Origin of the sequence: Mycolicibacterium vulneris (assembly GCF_002104765.1) — a bacterium.
In the GTDB taxonomy this organism is placed as follows: Bacteria; Actinomycetota; Actinomycetes; order Mycobacteriales; family Mycobacteriaceae; genus Mycobacterium; species Mycobacterium vulneris.
Map to the genome: position 1 here is coordinate 138,906 of NZ_NCXM01000002.1, position 19,908 is coordinate 158,813.

General features: G+C 70.8%; 11 protein-coding genes and 1 pseudogene. All 12 read left to right on the top strand.

All coding sequences use genetic code 11. The features are described 5' to 3' along the window. Positions 1-81: 81 nt before the first annotated feature. The 12 genes and pseudogenes from pheS (at position 82) to B8W69_RS02640 (ending at position 19,893) form a co-directional block, all read left to right on the top strand. Complete coding sequence (gene pheS, locus B8W69_RS02585) at positions 82-1,125, top strand: phenylalanine--tRNA ligase subunit alpha (RefSeq protein ID WP_085288436.1); 1,044 nt, start codon at positions 82-84, stop codon at positions 1,123-1,125. Further along, the gene (gene pheT, locus B8W69_RS02590) at positions 1,125-3,620 is read left to right on the top strand and encodes a phenylalanine--tRNA ligase subunit beta (protein WP_085288437.1); all 2,496 of its coding nucleotides are present in this window, start codon (positions 1,125-1,127) and stop codon (positions 3,618-3,620) included. The genes pheS and pheT overlap by 1 nt, the downstream gene beginning before the upstream one ends. A 30-nt stretch (positions 3,621-3,650) precedes the next feature. Continuing rightward, a pseudogene (gene argC, locus B8W69_RS02595) lies at positions 3,651-4,710 on the top strand (N-acetyl-gamma-glutamyl-phosphate reductase). Continuing rightward, a complete protein-coding gene (argJ, locus tag B8W69_RS02600; protein WP_085288439.1) occupies positions 4,707-5,915 on the top strand; it encodes a bifunctional glutamate N-acetyltransferase/amino-acid acetyltransferase ArgJ in 1,209 nt (402 codons plus the stop codon). Before argC ends, argJ begins: the two are co-directional and overlap by 4 nt. After that, positions 5,912-6,859 (top strand): acetylglutamate kinase, encoded by a 948-nt coding sequence (argB, locus tag B8W69_RS02605; RefSeq protein ID WP_085288440.1) that lies wholly within the window; start codon positions 5,912-5,914, stop codon positions 6,857-6,859. The genes argJ and argB overlap by 4 nt, the downstream gene beginning before the upstream one ends. After that, positions 6,847-8,049: an acetylornithine transaminase gene (locus tag B8W69_RS02610; protein WP_281255195.1), complete on the top strand. Its 1,203-nt coding sequence runs from the start codon at positions 6,847-6,849 to the stop codon at positions 8,047-8,049. Before argB ends, B8W69_RS02610 begins: the two co-directional genes overlap by 13 nt. Positions 8,050-8,100: 51 nt before the next feature. Further along, positions 8,101-9,027 (top strand): ornithine carbamoyltransferase, encoded by a 927-nt coding sequence (gene argF, locus B8W69_RS02615; RefSeq protein ID WP_085288567.1) that lies wholly within the window; start codon positions 8,101-8,103, stop codon positions 9,025-9,027. Continuing rightward, positions 9,024-9,518, top strand: a complete 495-nt coding sequence (locus B8W69_RS02620) for an arginine repressor (RefSeq protein WP_065126766.1) — start codon at positions 9,024-9,026, stop codon at positions 9,516-9,518. The genes argF and B8W69_RS02620 overlap by 4 nt, the downstream gene beginning before the upstream one ends. 26 nt (positions 9,519-9,544) lie before the next feature. Beyond that, a complete protein-coding gene (locus B8W69_RS02625) occupies positions 9,545-10,768 on the top strand; it encodes an argininosuccinate synthase (protein WP_085288441.1) in 1,224 nt (407 codons plus the stop codon). Next, positions 10,765-12,183 (top strand): argininosuccinate lyase, encoded by a 1,419-nt coding sequence (argH, locus tag B8W69_RS02630; RefSeq protein ID WP_085288442.1) that lies wholly within the window; start codon positions 10,765-10,767, stop codon positions 12,181-12,183. Before B8W69_RS02625 ends, argH begins: the two co-directional genes overlap by 4 nt. A 111-nt stretch (positions 12,184-12,294) precedes the next feature. Next, a complete protein-coding gene (locus B8W69_RS02635; RefSeq protein WP_085288443.1) occupies positions 12,295-13,356 on the top strand; it encodes a type III polyketide synthase in 1,062 nt (353 codons plus the stop codon). Between the two features lie 141 nt (positions 13,357-13,497). After that, complete coding sequence (locus tag B8W69_RS02640) at positions 13,498-19,893, top strand: type I polyketide synthase (protein ID WP_085288444.1); 6,396 nt, start codon at positions 13,498-13,500, stop codon at positions 19,891-19,893. Positions 19,894-19,908 lie beyond the last annotated feature (15 nt).

The following is a 19,908-nucleotide window of genomic DNA, read 5'->3' on the forward strand; positions in this document are numbered from 1 at the left end:
GCGCCACGCGCCGAATCACTATGATCAGCACTTGCCGCTGGGCAATGTGCAGCCAACCTTCAGCAAGGAGAGTGTCGTCGCGTGGGTGATCAACCCGTCGACCTGTCGCCGGAAGCCCTGGCCCGAGCGGTCAGCGCCGCCCGGGAGGCCTTCACGCGCGCCGGCGATCTCGACATGCTCGCGAGCGCCAAGACCGAGCACCTCGGCGACCGCTCACCGCTGGCCCTGGCGCGCCAGGCGCTGGGCGGCGTCCCCAAGGACGAGCGGGCCGACGCCGGCAAGCGGGTCAACGCCGCCCGGACCGACGCCCAGCAGGGCTACGACGACCGGCTGGCGGTCCTGCGCGCGGAACGCGACGCCGCGGTGCTGGTCGCCGAAGGCATCGACGTCACGCTGCCGTCCACCCGGCAGCCGATCGGCGCCCGGCACCCGATCACGATCCTGGCCGAACACATCGCCGACACCTTCATCGCCATGGGTTGGGAACTGGCCGACGGTCCCGAGGTCGAGTCCGAGCAGTTCAACTTCGATGCGCTCAACTTCCCGGCCGACCACCCCGCCCGCAGCGAGCAGGACACCTTCTACATCGCGCCCGACGGTTCCCGGCAGCTGCTGCGCACCCACACCTCGCCGGTGCAGGTGCGCACCCTGCTCGCCCGCGAGCTGCCCGTCTACATCGTCTCGATCGGCCGTACGTTTCGCACCGACGAACTCGACGCCACCCACACGCCGGTGTTCCATCAGGTCGAGGGCCTGGCGGTGGACCGCGGCCTGACCATGGCGCACCTGCGCGGGACGCTGGACGCGTTCGCGCGCGCCGAGTTCGGCCCCGAGGCCCGCACCCGGATCCGGCCGCACTTCTTCCCGTTCACCGAGCCGTCCGCGGAGGTCGACGTGTGGTTCGTCGGCAAGAAGGGCGGCGCCGGCTGGGTGGAATGGGGCGGCTGCGGGATGGTGCATCCAAACGTGTTGCGCGCCGCGGGGATTGATCCGGCTGTCTACTCCGGCTTCGCCTTCGGGATGGGCCTGGAACGATCGCTGCAGTTCCGCAACGGGATTCCGGACATGCGCGACATGGTCGAGGGCGACGTCCGGTTCTCGCTGCCGTTCGGGGTGGGTGCCTGATGCGCGTTCCGTACAGCTGGCTACGTGAGGTCGTGGCGGCCGGCGCGCCGGACTGGGACGTCGCCCCCGCCGAGCTCGAGCAGGCGCTGGTGCGCATCGGCCACGAGGTCGAAGAGGTGGCCACCCTCGGGCCGGTCGAGGGGCCGCTGACCGTGGGCCGGGTAACGGCCATCGAAGAACTCACCGGTTTCAAAAAGCCGATCCGGTTCTGCCACGTCGACGTGGGCGAGGGCAAAGACCGTGAGATCGTCTGTGGCGCAACAAACTTCGCTGTGGGTGACCTGATCGTCGCGGCGTTGCCCGGCACCACGCTGCCGGGCGACTTCAAGATCGCCGCCCGCAAGACCTACGGCCGCAACTCCGACGGCATGATCTGCTCGGCGGCGGAACTCGGTCTGGGCGCCGATCATTCGGGGATCCTGGTGCTGCCGCCGGGCACCGCCGACCCGGGCGCCGACGGCGCCGCGGTGCTCGGTCTGGACGACGTGATCTTCCACCTGGCGATCACGCCCGACCGCGGCTACTGCATGTCGCTGCGCGGCCTGGCCCGCGAGATCGCCTGCGCCTACGATCTGGACTTCGTCGACCCCGCCGGCGGTCAGGTGATCAAGCCGCTGCCGGTCAACGGCGAGGCCTGGCCGCTGACCGTGCAGCCCGGCACCGGCGTGCGACGCTTCGCTCTCCGTCCGGTCACCGGCATCGACCCCGCGGCCGTATCGCCGTGGTGGCTGCAGCGCCGGCTGCTGTTGTCCGGCATACGCGCGGCCTCCCCGGCGGTCGACGTGACGAATTACGTGATGCTCGAGCTCGGTCACCCCATGCACGCGCACGACCGCAAGCGGATCACCGGAAGCTTCGGCGTGCGGTTTGCCCGGCCCGGCGAGACCGTGGTGACCCTCGACGACATCGAGCGCAAACTCGAGCCGACCGACGTCCTCATCGTCGACGACACGGCGACCACCGCGATCGGCGGCGTGATGGGCGCGGCGAGCACTGAGGTGCGCGCCGATTCGACCGACGTGCTGCTCGAGGCCGCGGTCTGGGATCCCGCCGCCGTCTCGCGCACCCAGCGCAGACTGCACCTGCCCAGCGAAGCCGCCCGCCGCTACGAGCGGGGTGTGGATCCGGCCATCTCGGTGGCCGCGCTGGACCGGTGCGCCACACTGCTCGCCGACATCGCGGGCGGAGTGGTCTCCGACAGCCTGACCGATTGGCGCGGCGAGCCACCGCGCGATGACTGGTCGCTCCCGGCCATCGAGATCTCCGTGGACCTGCCGGATCGCGTCGCCGGGGTGCCCTACGCGCCGGGCGCGACCGTCAAGCGGCTCGCCCAGATCGGCGCCGACGTGGCGGAGCGGGGCGACACGTTGACGGTGACCCCACCCAGCTGGCGGCCCGACCTCGTGCAGCCCGCCGACCTCGTCGAGGAGGTGCTGCGCCTGGAGGGGCTGGAGGCCATTCCGTCGGTGCTGCCGCCGGCGCCGGCCGGCCGGGGCCTGTCCGCCGTGCAGAGGCGTCGCCGCGCCATCGGCAAGGCCCTGGCCCAGTCCGGCTACGTCGAGATCCTGCCGACGCCGTTCCTGCCCGCGGGTGTGTTCGACCTGTGGGGCCTGCCGGCCGACGACCCGCGGCGCACCACCACCGACGTGCTCAACCCGCTGGAGGCCGACCGCCCACACCTGGCCACCACGCTTCTTCCCGCCCTGCTGGAAGCGTTGGTGCGCAACGTATCTCGCGGCCTGGTCGACGTCTCGCTGTATGCCCTGGCGCAGGTGGTCCAGCCGACGTCGGACACCCATACGGTGGATCTCATCCCCGTCGACCGTCGGCCCACCGACGCCGAGATCGCCGTGCTCGACGCGTCGTTGCCGCGGCAGCCGCAGCACGTCGCGGCGGTGCTCACCGGCCTGCGCGAGCCCCGCGGACCCTGGGGGCCGGGCCGCCGGGCCGAGGCCGCCGACGCATTCGAGGCGGTCCGCATCGTCGCCCGGGCGAGCGGAATCGACGTGCGGTTGCGCGCGGCGCAGCAGCTGCCGTGGCATCCCGGGCGGTGTGCTGAAGTGCTCGTCGGGGACACCCCGGTGGGTTACGCGGGCCAGTTGCATCCCGCGGTGATCGAGCGCTCCGGGCTGCCCAAGGGCACCTGCGCCCTCGAGCTGAACCTGGATGCGATGCCCATCGCCGTCGCGCTGCCCGCGCCCCGGGTGTCGCCGTTCCCGGCCGTCTTCCAGGACGTCAGCCTGGTGGTGGCCGCGCACGTACCGGCCCAGGCGGTGGCCGACGCCGTCCGCGAGGGCGCGGGGGAGCTGCTCGAAGACCTGCAACTGTTCGACGTGTTCACCGGCCCGCAGATCGGCGAGGACCGCAAGTCGCTGACCTTCGCGCTGCGGTTCCGCGCGCCCGATCGCACGCTCACCGAGGACGACGCCACCGCGGCCCGCGACGCGGCGGTCCGCCGCGCCGCCGAGGCGGTCGGCGCGGAGCTCCGCGCCTAGTGGAATGGATTTGCAAACCACTGCATAACCATGCAGAATCGGCGGAATGGCCGACGGAATGAAGGTGGCGGTTGCCGGTGCCAGCGGCTACGCGGGCGGTGAAATCCTACGCCTGCTGCTCGGGCACCCGGCCTACGCGCACGGGCGCCTGACGATCGGCGCGGTGACCGCGGCCGCCAGCGCCGGCAGCACGCTCGGTGAGCACCACCCACACCTGACGCCGCTGGCCCAGCGCGTGGTCGAGCCGACCGAGCTCGACGTGCTCGCCGGCCACGACGTGGTGTTCCTGGCGCTGCCGCACGGTCATTCGGCCGCGCTGGCCGAACGGCTCGGCCCCGGCACCCTCATCATCGACTGCGGCGCCGACTTCCGACTCACCGACGCCTCCGCGTGGGAGCGGTTCTATGGATCACCGCACGCCGGCAGCTGGCCCTACGGGCTGCCGGAGCTGCCCGGCGCGCGTGAGCGGCTGCGCGGGGCCCGCCGCATCGCGGTTCCGGGCTGCTACCCGACCGCGGCGCTGCTGGCGTTGCTGCCCGCGGTGGCCGAGGACCTCATCGAGCCCGCCGTCACCGTCGTCGCCGTCAGCGGCACCTCCGGGGCCGGTCGCGCCGCCAAGACCGACCTGCTGGGCGCGGAGGTCATCGGCTCGGCGCGGGCATACAACATCGCCGGGGCGCACCGGCACACCCCCGAAATCGCCCAGGGCCTGGGCGCTGTCACCGGCCGTGACGTCACCGTGTCGTTCACCCCGGTGCTGATCCCGACGTCGCGGGGCATTCTGGCGACCTGCACCGCGCGCACCCGCGCGCCGCTGTCACGGCTACGGGAAGCCTACGAAAAGGCTTACCACGCAGAACCTTTCATCTACCTGATGCCCGATGGGCAACTGCCCCGCACCGGCGCGGTGATCGGCAGCAACGCGGCGCACATCGCCGTCGCGGTGGACGAGGCGGCGAACACCTTCGTGGCCATCGCCGCAATCGACAACCTGGTCAAGGGAACGGCCGGCGCCGCCGTGCAGTCGATGAACCTGGCGCTGGGTTGGCCGGAGACCGAAGGCCTTTCGGTGATCGGGGTGGCGCCATGACTCAAACGACGGCACGGTTGGTGCGCGAACAGGGCGTCACCGCGCCGGCCGGATTCCGGGCCACCGGCATCGCCGCCGGGATCAAGGCCTCCGGCAATCGCGACCTGGCCCTGGTCTTCAACGAGGGACCCGACTACGCGGCGGCGGGGGTGTTCACACGCAACAAGGTCAAGGCCGCGCCGGTGCTGTGGAGCCAGCAGGTGCTGAGCACCGGCGCGCTGCGCGCGGTGATCCTCAACTCCGGTGGCGCCAATGCCTGCACCGGACCCGGCGGGTTCCAGGACACGCACGCCACCGCCGAGGCCGTCGCGGCCGCGCTGTCGGACTGGGGAACCGAGACCGGCGCCATCGAGGTCGCGGTGTGCTCGACCGGGTTGATCGGTGACCGGTTGCCGATGGACAAGGTGCTCGCCGGCGTGCGCACGATCGTGCAGGACATGGCCGGCGGCCTGTCCGGCGGCGACGAGGCGGCCCAGGCGATCATGACCACCGACACCGTGCCCAAACAGGTCGCGCTGCACCATCCGGGCAACTGGACGGTCGGCGGGATGGCCAAGGGCGCCGGCATGCTCGCCCCGTCGCTGGCGACGATGCTCTGCGTGCTCACCACCGACGCGGCCGCCGACGCCGCAGCCCTGGACTCCGCGCTGCGTCACGCCAGCGCCCGCACCTTCGACCGGCTCGACATCGACGGCGCCTGCTCGACCAACGACACGGTGCTGCTGCTGGCCTCGGGGGCCAGCGGCATCGCGCCCAGTCAGGCCGAGCTCGACGAGGCCGTGCTGCGGGTCTGCGACGACCTGTGCGCCCAGCTGCAGGCCGACGCCGAGGGTGTCACCAAGCGGGTCAACATCACCGTGCAGGGGGCGGCCTCCGAGGACGACGCCCTGGTCGCCGCCCGGACGATCGCCCGCGACTCGCTGGTCAAGACTGCGGTGTTCGGCTCGGACCCCAACTGGGGCCGGGTGCTCGCCGCCGTCGGCATCGCGCCCATCGCCCTGGATCCCGACCGGATCACGGTGTCGTTCAACGGCTTTGCGGTCTTCGCCGACGGGGTGGGGGTGCCGGGTGCGCGCGAAGTGGATCTGTCCGAAGCCGACATCGACATAACGGTCGATCTGGGGCTCGGCGAGGGCCGGGTGACCATCCGGACCACCGATCTGTCGCACGGCTACGTCGAAGAGAATTCGGCCTACAGCTCATGACCCTGAAAACCGAAGCGACCGCAGCGCTGTCCACCGCGGTCAAGGCGCAGGTGCTCGCCGAAGCCCTGCCCTGGCTCAAGCAGCTACACGGCAAGATCGTCGTCATCAAGTACGGCGGCAACGCCATGACCGACGACACGTTGCGCCACGCGTTCGCCGCCGACATGGCGTTTCTGCGTAACTGCGGCGTCCATCCCGTCGTCGTGCACGGCGGGGGCCCGCAGATCACCGCGATGCTGCGCCGGCTCGGCATCCCGGGCGACTTCAAGGGCGGATTCCGGGTCACCACACCGGAAGTGCTCGACGTGGCGCGGATGGTGCTGTTCGGCCAGGTCGGCCGCGAGCTGGTCAACCTGATCAACGCGCACGGGCCGTATGCCGTCGGCATCACCGGCGAGGACGCCCAGCTGTTCACCGCCGTGCGGCGCAGCGTCACCGTGGACGGCGTGGCCACCGATATCGGCCTGGTCGGGGACGTCGAGCGGGTAAACACCGCCGCGGTGCTGGATCTGATTGCGGCACGGCGTATTCCGGTGGTGTCGACGCTGGCCCCGGACGCCGAGGGCGTGGTGCACAACATCAACGCCGACACCGCCGCGGCGGCGCTGGCCGAGGCGTTGAACGCCGAGAAGCTGTTGATGCTCACCGATGTCGAAGGCCTGTACACCAGCTGGCCGGACCGCGGTTCGCTGGTCAGCGAAATCGACACCGCCACACTGTCGCAACTGCTACCCACGCTGGAGGCGGGCATGATTCCCAAAGTCGAAGCCTGTCTGCGGGCGGTGACCGCGGGCGTGCCGAGCGCGCACGTCATCGACGGGCGGGTCGAACACTGCGTGCTGGTCGAGCTTTTCACCGACGAGGGCACCGGCACCAAGGTGGTGCGCGCCGGCGACGATGCAGAGCGCAGCGATGAGGAGGAGCGGCGCAGGTGGAAAGCGTGAAGGCGACGGATGCCATGAAGCAGCGGTGGGAAGCCGTGATGATGAACAACTACGGCACCCCGCCGATGGCCTTGGCCAGCGGCGACGGCGCCGTGGTCACCGACGTGGACGGCGAGACGTATCTCGACCTGCTCGGCGGCATCGCGGTCAATGTCCTCGGCCACCGCCACCCCGCGATCATCGAGGCCGTCACCCACCAGATGTCGACGCTGGGCCACACGTCCAACCTGTATGCCACCGAACCGAGCCTCGCGCTGGCCGAAGAACTGGTAAACCTGCTCGGCGCCGATTCCCCGGCGCGGGTGTTCTTCTGCAACTCCGGTACCGAGGCCAACGAGGTGGCGTTCAAATTGTCCCGGCTCACCGGACGCACCAAACTGGTTGCCGCACAAGAGGCTTTCCACGGCCGCACCATGGGCTCGCTGGCGCTGACCGGGCAGCCGAGCAAGCAGGCGCCGTTCGCGCCGCTGCCCGGCGACGTCACGCACGTGCCCTACGGCGACACCGACGCCCTGGCCGCGGCGGTCGACGACGCCACCGCCGCCGTGTTCCTGGAGCCGATCATGGGGGAGAGCGGCGTCGTCATCCCGCCCGAGGGATACCTCGTCGCCGCCCGCGACATCACCGCGCGGCACGGGGCGCTGCTGGTACTCGATGAGGTGCAGACCGGGATGGGCCGCACCGGAACGTTTTTCGCCCACCAGCACGACGGCATCACCCCCGACGTCGTGACGCTGGCCAAGGGGCTCGGCGGCGGCCTGCCCATCGGCGCCTGCCTGGCCATCGGGCCGGCCGCCGACCTGATGACACCCGGCCTGCACGGCAGCACCTTCGGCGGCAACCCGGTCTGCGCGGCGGCGGCGCTCGCGGTGCTGCGGGTGCTGGCCGAGGAGAACCTGGTCCGGCACGCCGAGGTGCTGGGCAAGTCGCTGCGCCACGGCATCGAGGCGCTGGGCCACCCGCTGATCGACCACGTGCGCGGCCGCGGGCTGCTCTGCGGCGTGGCGCTCACCGCGCCGCGCGCCAAGGGCGCCGAAGCGGCCGCCCGCCGGGCCGGGTTCCTAATGAACGCGGCCGCACCCGACGTCATCCGGCTGGCGCCGCCGCTGATCATCACCGAAGCCCAGGTCGACGGCTTCGTCGCCGCGCTGCCGGGCATCCTCGACGAAGCAGCAGGAGCCGCAGCATGACTCGCCGCGCGCCAACGACGATGCAGAGCGAAGCGATGGGGAGTGGCGCAGATGGCTAAGCATTTCCTTCGCGACGACGACCTGTCGCCCGCCGAGCAGGCCGAGGTGCTGCAGCTGGCCGCCGAACTGAAGAAGGATCCATTCAGCGCCCGCCCGCTGGAGGGTCCGCGCGGCGTCGCCGTCCTGTTCGACAAGAACTCCACCCGCACCCGGTTCTCGTTCGAGGTGGGCATCGCCCAGCTCGGCGGGCACGCCGTCGTCGTCGATGCCCGCAGCACCCAGCTGGGCCGCGACGAAACCCTGGAGGACACCGCGCGGGTGCTGTCGCGCTACGTCGAGGCCATCGTCTGGCGCACGTTCGGCCAAGAGCGCCTCGACGCGATGGCCTCGGCCGCGACGGTGCCGGTGGTCAACGCGCTCTCCAATAAGTTTCACCCTTGCCAGGTGCTGGCCGATCTGCAAACGATCGCCGAGCGGAAGGGATCGCTAACCGGTTTGCGGATGGCCTATTTCGGTGACGGCGCCAACAACATGGCCCACTCGCTGATGCTCGGTGGCGTCACGGCCGGTCTGCACGTCACCATCGCCGCACCCGACGGATTCGCCCCGGACGAGGCGTTCGTGGCCGCGGCCCGGCGGCGCGCCGAGGACACCGGCGCCTCGGTCACCGTCACCGCCGACGCCGACGCGGCCGCCCGCGGCGCCGACGTCCTGGTCACCGACACCTGGACGTCGATGGGGCAGGAGGAGGACGGGATGGACCGCGTCACCCCGTTCAAGCCGTACCAGATCAACGCCCGGCTGCTGTCCCTGGCCGACCCGGAAGCCATTGTGCTGCACTGCCTTCCGGCTCACCGCGGCGACGAGATCACCGACGAGGTGATGGACGGCCCGGCCAGCGTGGTCTGGGACGAGGCCGAAAACCGGTTGCATGCCCAAAAAGCGCTGCTGGCCTGGCTGCTGGAGCGGTCGCGATGACTCGCAGCAAGGCCACACCCGAAACCACCCGGGCCGGCCGGCAGGCCCGCATCGTGGCCATCCTGTCGTCGGCCGAGGTGCGCAGTCAGAGCGAACTGGCGGCGCTGCTGGCCGACGAGGGCATCGACGTCACCCAGGCCACCCTGTCGCGGGACCTGGAAGAACTGGGCGCGGTGAAGCTGCGCGGCGCCGACGGCGGCGTCGGCGTGTACATGGTTCCCGAGGACGGCAACCCGGTGCGCGGGGTGTCCGGCGGTACCGCGCGGCTGTCCCGGCTGCTGAGCGAACTGCTGGTGTCGGCCGACGCCAGCGCCAACCTCGCGGTGCTGCGCACCCCGCCCGGCGCCGCCGACTACCTGGCCAGTGCGATCGACCGCGCGGCACTACCGTACGTCGTCGGCACCATCGCCGGCGATGACACCGTCTTCGTGGCCGCTCGAGAGCCGATGACCGGCGCCGAGCTGGCCACCACCCTGGAAAAACTCACGTAAGCGTTTCAACCTAAGGAGATTGGTTCATGTCAGAACGCGTCATCCTGGCATATTCCGGCGGTCTGGACACCTCGGTGGCCATCAGCTGGATCGGCAAGGAGACCGGCCGTGAGGTCGTAGCGGTGGCGATCGACCTCGGCCAGGGCGGCGAAGACATGGAGGTCATCCGCCAGCGCGCCCTGGACTGCGGCGCGGTGGAAGCCGTCGTCGTCGACGCCCGCGACGAGTTCGCCGACGGCTACTGCCTGCCCACCATCCTGTCCAATGCCCTCTACATGGATCGCTACCCGCTGGTGTCGGCGATCAGCCGGCCGCTGATCGTCAAGCACCTGGTGGCGGCGGCCCGCGAGCACGGCGGCAGCATCGTCGCGCACGGCTGCACCGGCAAGGGCAACGACCAGGTCCGGTTCGAGGTCGGATTCGGTTCGCTGGCACCCGATCTCGAGGTGCTGGCGCCGGTCCGCGATTACGCCTGGACGCGGGAGAAGGCGATCGCGTTCGCCGAAGAAAACGCCATCCCGATCAACGTGACCAAGCGCTCGCCGTTCTCCATCGACCAGAACGTGTGGGGCCGCGCGGTGGAAACTGGCTTCCTGGAACATCTTTGGAACGCCCCCACCAAGGACGTGTACGCCTACACCGAGGACCCCACGCTGAACTGGAGCACGCCCGACGAGGTGATCGTCGGGTTCGAGCGCGGCGTGCCGGTGACGATCGACGGCAAGCGGGTGTCTGTGCTGCAGGCCATCGAGGAACTCAACACCCGCGCCGGCGCCCAGGGCGTCGGCCGCCTCGACGTCGTCGAGGACCGGCTGGTGGGCATCAAGAGCCGCGAGATCTACGAGGCGCCCGGCGCCATGGTGCTCATCACCGCGCACACCGAGCTCGAACACGTCACGCTGGAGCGCGAGCTGGGCCGGTTCAAGCGGCACACCGACCAGCGTTGGGCCGAGCTGGTTTACGACGGGCTGTGGTACTCGCCGCTCAAGGACGCACTGGAAAGCTTCGTCACCAAAACCCAGGAGCACGTGACGGGCGAAGTGCGAATGGTGTTGCACGGCGGCCACATTGCGGTCAACGGGCGGCGCAGCGCGGAATCCCTGTACGACTTCAACCTGGCCACCTACGACGAGGGCGACAGCTTCGACCAGTCCGCCGCCAAGGGTTTCGTCTACGTGCACGGGCTCTCGTCGAAGATCGCGTCCCGCCGGGACCGGGCCTTCGACGACAAGGGCCCGGCCCAAGCGTGAGCACTCGCGAGGGGTCCTTGTGGGGCGGGCGGTTCGCCGACGGCCCGTCGGATGCGCTGGCCGCCCTGAGCAAGTCCACCCACTTCGACTGGGTGCTGGCCCCCTACGACATCGTCGCCTCGCGGGCCCACACCGTGATCCTGTTCCGGGCCGGGCTGCTGAACGAGGAGCAGCGCGACGGGCTGCTGGCCGGTTTGGATCAGCTCGCCGAGGACGTCGCCGACGGCAGCTTCGCGCCCCTGGTCACCGATGAGGACGTGCACGGGGCGCTGGAACGCGGGCTGATCGACCGGGTCGGGCCCGACCTGGGCGGCCGGCTGCGGGCCGGTCGGTCGCGCAACGACCAGGTGGCCACCCTGTTCCGGATGTGGCTGCGCGACGCGGTGCGCCGGGTCGCCGCCGGGGCGCTCGAGGTCGTCGGCGCGCTGGCCGCCCAGGCCGCCGCCCACCCGAGCGCCATCATGCCGGGCAAGACCCATCTGCAGTCCGCGCAGCCGGTGCTGCTGGCCCATCACCTGCTGGCGCACGCCCACCCGCTGCTGCGCGACGTCGACCGGATCGTCGATTTCGACCGGCGCGCCGGAGTGTCCCCGTACGGGTCGGGCGCGCTGGCCGGCTCGTCGCTGGGCCTGGATCCCGATGCGATCGCCGCGGAGCTCGGTTTCGCCGCCGCGGCCGACAACTCCATCGACGCGACCGCGTCCCGCGATTTCGCGGCGGAGGCCGCCTTCGTGTTCGCCATGATCGGGGTCGACCTGTCCCGGCTGGCCGAGGACGTCATCCTGTGGAGCTCGACGGAATTCGGCTACGCCACCCTGCACGATTCTTGGTCGACCGGCAGCTCGATCATGCCGCAGAAGAAGAACCCCGACATCGCCGAGCTGGCGCGCGGCAAGTCCGGCCGGCTGATCGGGAACCTGACCGGCCTGCTGGCCACGCTGAAGGCCCAGCCGCTCGCCTACAACCGTGACCTGCAGGAAGACAAGGAACCGGTGTTCGATTCGGTGGCCCAGCTGGAGCTGGTGCTGCCCGCGATGGCCGGGCTCATGGGCAGCCTGACCTTCGACGTCGAGCGAATGGCCGCCCTGGCCCCGGCCGGCTACACCTTGGCCACCGACATCGCCGAATGGCTTGTGCGCCAGGGGGTGCCGTTCCGGTCCGCGCACGAGGCCGCCGGCGCCGCGGTGCGCGCCGCCGAACAGCGGGCGGTCGGGCTCGACGAGCTGACCGACGACGAATTGGCCGCCATCAGCCCCGATCTCACGCCTCAGGTGCGTGAGGTTTTGACGATCGAGGGCTCGGTGGCGTCGCGCGATGCGCGGGGGGGCACCGCGCCGGCGCGGGTCGCCGAGCAGATCGAAACCGTCCTGGCCAGCGTCGATGCCCTCAAAAGCCAGCTGCGCGGCGACGATTGAGATGAGGTTGGTTTCCCTGACGGGCCGTGGCGGGCAGACTAGACTTCGGGCTCAAAGCGATCCGCTTGAACGTTTCGGGCCGGGTCCTCGTCACCAAGGGGTGGGAGAACAATGAGCGTCGTCGCCGGCGTCTTCGGTGCGCTACCGCCGCACCGATACTCCCAGCGCGAGCTCACCGACTTCTTCGTCAACATCCCGGAGTTCGAGGGCTACGAGGACATCGTCCGGCAGCTGCATGCCAGCTCCAAAGTCGGCAGCCGTCACCTGGTGCTGCCGATGGAGCAATACCCCGCGCTGACCGACTTCGGCATCGCGAACCGGGTCTTCACCGAACACGCCGTGAAGCTGGGCTGCGACGCGCTGTCCGGCGCGCTCGACGAGGCGGGACTGCAGCCCCGGGACGTCGACGTGCTCATCACCACCACCGTCACCGGCCTCACCGTGCCGTCCGTGGACGCCCGGATCGCCGCGCAACTCGGCCTGCGCGACGACGTGCGACGGGTGCCGATGTTCGGCCTCGGCTGCGTGGCCGGCGCCGCGGGAATGGCCCGCGTGAACGACTACCTGCGCGGCGCACCGGACGCGGTGGCCGCCCTGCTCTCCGTCGAACTGTGCTCGCTGACCTATCCCGGATACAAGCCGTCGCTGGCCGGTATGGTCGGCAGCGCCCTGTTCGCGGACGGGGCAGCGGCGGTGGTGGCCGTCGGCGAGCGGCGCGCCGAACAACTGGCCGCCGGCGGGCCCACCATCATCGACTCGCGCAGCCACCTGTACCCCGATTCGCTGCGCACCATGGGCTTCGACGTCGGCGCCACCGGCTTCGAGCTGGTGCTGTCCAAGGACGTCGCGGCCGTCGTCGAGCAGTACATCGCAGCGGATGTCACAGAGTTCCTGGGGGCGCACGGCCTGACGACGGCGGACATCGGCGCATACGTGAGCCACCCCGGCGGCCCCAAGGTCATCGAGGCCATCAACGCTGCGCTCAGCCTGCCGCCCGAGGCCCTCGAGCTCACCTGGCGTTCACTCGGCGAGATCGGCAACCTCTCGTCGGCGTCGGTGCTGCACGTGCTGCGCGACACCATGGCCAAGCCGCCGCCGAGCGGAAGCCCCGGTCTGATGCTCGCGATGGGTCCAGGATTCTGTTCCGAACTGGTGTTGTTGCGTTGGCACTGATCCTCGCCCGCGCGCTCCCGTTCCTACCGTAAGGCGTCGGCTTTTTGGGCGTTGAAAAGAGTGTGTGGCGGTGGGACCCCGGTTGGCGTGGGGGACCCGCCGCGGAGGTATCGCTGTGAGTGACACGAGAGGCCGCCTTCGATGAACGGCAACACCGAAGAGCTGATCAAGGCTCTTCGCCAGTCGCTGAAAGACAACGAGCGGCTCAAGCGCGAGAACCGCCAGTACCTGGCTTTGATAGCAGAACGAGCGACCGAACCGGTGGCGGTGGTCGGCATGGCCTGCCGGTACCCGGGCGGCGTGAATTCACCAGAGGCTCTGTGGCAGATGGTGGTCGAGGGCCGCGATGTGGTCTCGGAGTTCCCCGCGGACCGCGGCTGGAACCTGACCGGTCTGTTCGACGCGGATCCCGACGCCGTGGGCAAGTCGTACGCGCGGTGCGGCGGGTTCCTCTCGGATGTCGGCGATTTCGACGCCGCGTTCTTCGGGATCGCCCCCAGCGAGGCGCTGGCCATGGACCCGCAACAGCGCCTGCTGCTCGAGGTGTCTTGGGAGGCGTTGGAGCGGGCCGGGATTGACCCCGCCACCCTGCGCGGCTCGGCGACCGGTGTGTTCGCCGGGATATTCCACGGCTCCTACGGGGGTCAGGGACGGGTGCCGGGACACCTGGAGCGATACGGTCTGCGCGGTTCGACGCTCAGCGTCGCCTCAGGCCGGGTGGCCTATTCGCTGGGCTTCGAGGGCCCGGCCGTCTCGGTGGACACGGCGTGTTCGTCGTCGCTGGTGGCGCTGCACCTGGCGGCGCAGTCGTTGCGTTCCGGTGAGTGCGATCTGGCGCTGGCGGGCGGCGTGACCGTGATGGCCACACCGGCGATGTTCATCGAGTTCAGCCGGCAGCGGGCGCTGGCCGCCGACGGCCGGTGCAAGGCGTACGCGGGTGCCGCCGACGGCACCGGGTTCTCCGAAGGCGTCGGCGTGCTGGTGCTGGAACGGCTGGCCGATGCCCGGCGGCACGGACATCCGGTGCTCGCGGTGTTCCGCGGGTCCGCGGTGAATCAGGACGGCGCCTCCAACGGCCTGGCGACTCCCAACGGTCCGTCGCAGCAACGGGTGATCAAGGCGGCCCTGGCCAACGCGCGGCTGGGCACGGCCGACGTCGATCTGGTCGAGGGCCACGGCACGGGCACCACGCTCGGGGATCCCATTGAGGCGCAAGCGGTTCTGGCGACCTACGGGCAGGACCGGCCCGCGGATCAGCCGCTGTGGCTGGGCTCGATCAAATCGAACATGGGTCACACCTCGGCCGCCGCGGGCGCCGGCGGAGTGATCAAGATGGTGCAGGCGATTCGCCACGGGGTGATGCCCAAGACGCTGCACGTGGATGAGCCGACGCCGCATGTGGATTGGACCGCCGGGGCGGTGTCGCTGCTGACGGAGCAGCGGCCCTGGCCGGCGGTGGACCGGCCGCGCCGCGCGGGAGTCTCGTCCTTCGGCATCAGTGGCACCAACGCGCACGTCATCGTGGAGCAATACGAACCCGAACCCGAAACCGCCACCCGCCCAGGCGATGACGTGGTGGTGCCGTGGGTGCTCTCGGCCCGCTCGGGTGAGGCGCTGGCCAACCAGGCAGCGCGGCTACTGGCCCGGGTGAAGGCCGATCCCGGTGTGCGGGTGCTGGACGTGGGCTGGTCGCTGATCGCGACGCGGTCGCGCTTCGATCACCGCGCGGTGATCGTGGGCGCCGACGGCGCGCAGTTGCTGCGCGGACTGACGGCGCTGGCGGCCGGCGAGCAGGGCGCGGGCCTGGTGGTCGGCCGCGCGCAGCCGGTGGCCAAGACGGTGTTCGTGTTCCCCGGCCAGGGCTCGCAATGGGTCGGCATGGGCGCCCAATTGCTGGACAGCTCGAGGGTATTCGCCGAGCACCTGCAGCGCTGCGACAAGGCGCTCGCCGAATACGTCGACTGGTCGCTGATCGACGTGATCCGCGGCGGCCCGGGCGCACCCGGGCTGGACCGGGTGGACGTGGTGCAGCCGGCGCTGTGGGCGGTGATGGTGTCGCTGGCCGAACTGTGGCGGTCGGTGGGCGTGTCGCCCGATGCGGTGATCGGCCATTCGCAGGGCGAGATCGCGGCGGCCTATGTGGCGGGGGCGCTGTCGCTGGAAGACGCCGCCCGGGTGGTCGCGCTGCGCAGCCGGCTGCTGGTCCAGTTGTCGGGCCGGGGCGGCATGGTCTCGTTGGCGTGCAGTCTGCCGCGCGCCGAGCAGCTGATCGCCGGCTGGGGTGAGCGGCTGAATATCGCCACCGTCAACGGTGTTGCGGCGGTGGTGGTCTCCGGCGAGGTGGACGCCCTGGCCGAGCTGATGCAACGGTCCGAAGCCGACAACATCCGCGCCCGCAGGATCGACGTCGACTACGCATCGCATTCGGCACAGGTGGACGTGATTCGCGAGTCCCTCGCCGACGCGCTGCACGACCTGGCGCCCCGGTCGTCGGCGGTCGCCTTCTTCTCCACTGTCACCGGTGAGCTGATGGACACCGCGGGGCTGAACGCCGACTACTGGTTCCAAAGCATCCGGCACACCGTGCAATTCGAGCGGGCGGTGCGCGGCGCGTGCGACGCGGGCTATCACGCGTTCATCGAATCCAGCCCGCATCCCGTGCTGATGGCCGCCATCGAAGAAACGATGCCCGACAGCGAGCGGGCGTGCGTCATCCCGTCGCTGGGCCGCGAGGACGGCGGCCTGGACCGCTTCTGGCTATCGGCCGCCCAGGCCCACGTGGCGGGCGTGGCCGTCGACTGGCGCGCCGCGATGGCCGGCCTGGGTGGCCGGGCCGTCGACCTGCCGACGTACGGGTTTGTCCGGCAACACTTTTGGCTTCCGGGCGGGTCGACGGGGTCGCAAGACGTCGCCACCCTGGGCCTGGCCGCCGCCGAGCACGGGTTGCTCGGTGCGGTGGTGCCGCGGCCCGATTCCGGCGGTGTGGTGCTGACGGGCCGGTTGTCGACCGCGGCCCACCCGTGGCTGGCCGATCACACGGTGGGCGAGACGGTGCTGTTCCCCGGGGCCGGGTTCGTCGAGTTGGCCATCCGCGCCGGCGACGAGGTCGGCGCTGCGGTGCTCGACGAGCTGACCTTGTCGGCTCCGTTGCTGCTGCCCCCGGCCGGGGGCGTGCAGGTACAGCTGGTGGTCGGCGCGCCCGACCAGTCGGGGTTGCGGCGCTTGTCGGTGTATTCCGCTGGCGACGAACCGGATTCGGAGTGGGTGTTGCATGCCGAGGGGTTGCTGCGGCCGGGCACGGTGACACCGGCCGCGGACTTCTCGATCTGGCCGCCCGCCGGGGCGAGCGCGGTGGACGTCACCGGCGCTTACGCCCGGCTGGCGCAGCGGGGCTACGACTACGGCGGCGCCTTCCGGGGTCTGCGGGCCATGTGGCAGCGCGGGGACGAGCTCTTCGCCGAGATCGTCGTGCCCGACGACACCGGAACGCAGGATGGTGGCTTCGGAGTGCATCCCGTGCTCCTGGATGCGGCGCTGCACGCGATCGGCGTCGCCGCCGAGCAGGACCAGACCGTGTTGCCGTTCTCGTGGCAGGGTGTGTCGCTGCACGCCTCGGGCGCGTCGCGGGCGAGGGTCCGGATCGCGCCGGCCGGCCCCGGATCGGTGTCCGTGGAACTGGCTGACGGAGCCGGACTTCCGGTGCTCTCGGTGCGATCCTTGGCCATGCGCCCGGTCTCGGCCGAGCAGTTGTCGGCGGCTCCCGCGCAGCGCTCCGAGGGATTGCTCGACGTGACGTGGTCGCCGATCGCACTGGGCGCCGGCGAGGGCGGTGCCGAGGCCACGCTGTGGGAGCTGGGCGATCACGGCGGCGACGTGGTGAAGGCCGTGCACGCCGCGGCCGCCGAGATTCTGGCGACGTTGCAATCGTGGTTGCCCGACGAAAACGCCGGGGTGCTGGCCGTGCAGACCCGCGGGGCCGTCGCCCTTGCCGGCGAAGACGTTTCGGACCTGGCCGGTGCGGCGGTATGGGGCCTGGTGCGCTCGGCGCAGGCCGAGCACCCGGGCCGGATGGTGCTGATCGACTCCGATGGCTCCGTCGACGCCGGCGCGGTGATCGACTGCGGCGAGCCGCAGGTGGTGGTGCGCCAGGGCGTGGCGTACGCGGCGCGGCTGCGGCCGGTGCGCACGGGCTCCGCCGTCGCGCTGCCTCCCGCCGGCTGGCGGTTGGATGCCGGTGGCGAGGGCACGCTGGAGGACCTGGTCGTGAGTCCTTGCCCACCAACCGAATTGACCGGCGGGCAGGTGCGGGTGGCGGTGGCCGCCATCGGTGTCAACTTCCGCGATGTCCTGGTGGCCCTGGGGATGTATCCCGGCGGCGGGCAGCTGGGCGCCGAGGGCTCCGGCGTGGTCGTCGAGGTGGGACCCGACGTGACCGGGCTGGCCGTCGGTGACGCGGTGATGGGGCTGCTCGGTGTCGTCGGTTCCGAGGCCGTGGTGGATCACCGAGTGGTGACACCGGTGCCGGCGGGCTTGTCGTTGGTGGCGGCCGCGGGCGTGCCGGTGGTGTTCCTGACGGCGCTGTACGGGCTGTCGGTGCTGGGCGGGCTGCGCGCCGGCGAGCGGGTCTTGGTGCACACCGCCACCGGCGGGGTGGGCATGGCCGCGGTGCAGCTGGCCCGGCACTGGGGCGCCGAGGTGTTCGTCACCGCCAGCCGCGGTAAGTGGGACACCTTGCGCGCGATGGGATTCGACAACGACCACATCGGTGATTCGCGCACGACGGAGTTCGAAGCGAAATTCTCGGTTGCTACCAATGGTGCCGGGTTCGACGTCGTGCTCAACTCGCTGGCCGGTGAGTTCACCGACGCGTCGTTGCGGCTGTTGGCTCCCGGCGGACGATTCATCGAGATGGGCAAGACCGATGTGCGCGATCCGCACGTCATCGCCGACGAGTATCGGGGTGCGGATTATCGGGCGTTCGACCTGATGGAGGCCGGCCCCGACCGCACCGGGGCCATGCTGGCCGAGATCGTGGGACTGTTGGCCGAAGGCGTCTTGAAACCGTTGCCGCTGAAGACCTTTGACGTCCGCTGCGCCTCGGCGGCCTATCGCTACGTCAGCCAGGCGCGCCACATCGGCAAGGTCGCGCTCACCGTCCCGTCGGGGCCCGGTGAGGTGCTCAGCGGCTGCACTGGGGGCCTGGCGGGCGCCAGCGTGGTGATCACCGGTGGCACCGGGATGGCCGGTTCGGCGCTGGCCCGCCACCTCGTCGACCGTTACCGGGTGGCGAACCTGGTGCTGGTCAGCCGGACCGGCGCCCGGGCCGCCGGGGTCGCCGAACTGGTGGCCGGGCTGCAGCAGGCCGGCGCGCAAGTGTCGGTGGTGGCCTGCGATGTCGCCGACCCCGACGCGGCATCGGCGATGCTGGCCCAGATACCGGCGCAGTACCCGCTGCGCGGAATCGTGCACGCCGCCGGCATTCTCGACGACGGGCTGATCTCGTCGCTGACCCCGGATCGGGTGGATGCGGTCCTGCGCGCCAAGGTCGACGGGGCCTGGAACCTGCACGAGCTCACCCGGCACCTGAATCTCTCTGCGTTCGTGGTGTTTTCGTCGATGGCGGGGATCGTGGGCACCCCGGGTCAAGCCAACTACGCGGCGGCCAACAGTTTCCTCGACGGGTTGGCTGCCTATCGGCGCGCCCACGGACTGCCCGGTCTGTCGCTGGCCTGGGGCCTGTGGGAGCAGGCCTCGGCGATGACGGCGCACCTCGGGGATCGCGACAAGGCCCGGATGAGCAGGATCGGGCTGGCGCCGCTGTCCACCGAACAGGCGCTGGCGGCGTTCGACGCCGCGATGCTGGTCGACGCTTCAGTGCTGGTGGCCGCGCGGGTGGACCGGGCGGCCCTGTCCGACAACATCGCCGCGCTGCCTCCGCTGTTGCGCGAACTGGTGGCAGGCCCGACCCGGCGCGTCATCGACGACACGGACGTCGCCGCGTCGACGACCGGCCTTTCGGCGCGCCTGCACGGGCTGACTCCGGAGGCGCGACAGCGCGAACTTGTCGACCTGGTGTGCGGCAACGCGGCGATGGTGCTGGGCGTGCCCAATCCGGCCGACATCGACGCCGGCCGCGCCTTCCAAGAGCTCGGCTTCGATTCGCTGACCGCCGTCGAACTGCGCAACCGGCTCAAAAACGCGACGGGCCTTACCCTTTCACCGACGCTGATCTTCGACTATCCGACGCCCACCGCGCTGGCCGCGCACCTGGACACCCAACTGGCCGGCACCGCCGGAGGCGACGACCAGCCGAACCTGATGGGTCGCTTCAACGACGTCACCCGCGAACTGCAGGCGCTGCTCGGCGCACCCAACTGGAACGCCGACGACAAATCGGTGCTGCGGGCCCGCATACACAGCCTGCTCGCCGCGCTCCCGGCAAGCGAACCTTCCGATTCCGCACAGCTCGACGACGACCTCGCCGCCGCCACCGAAAGCCAACTCTTTGCGATTCTCGATGAAGAACTCGGCCGCTGACACCCCACAAGGAGC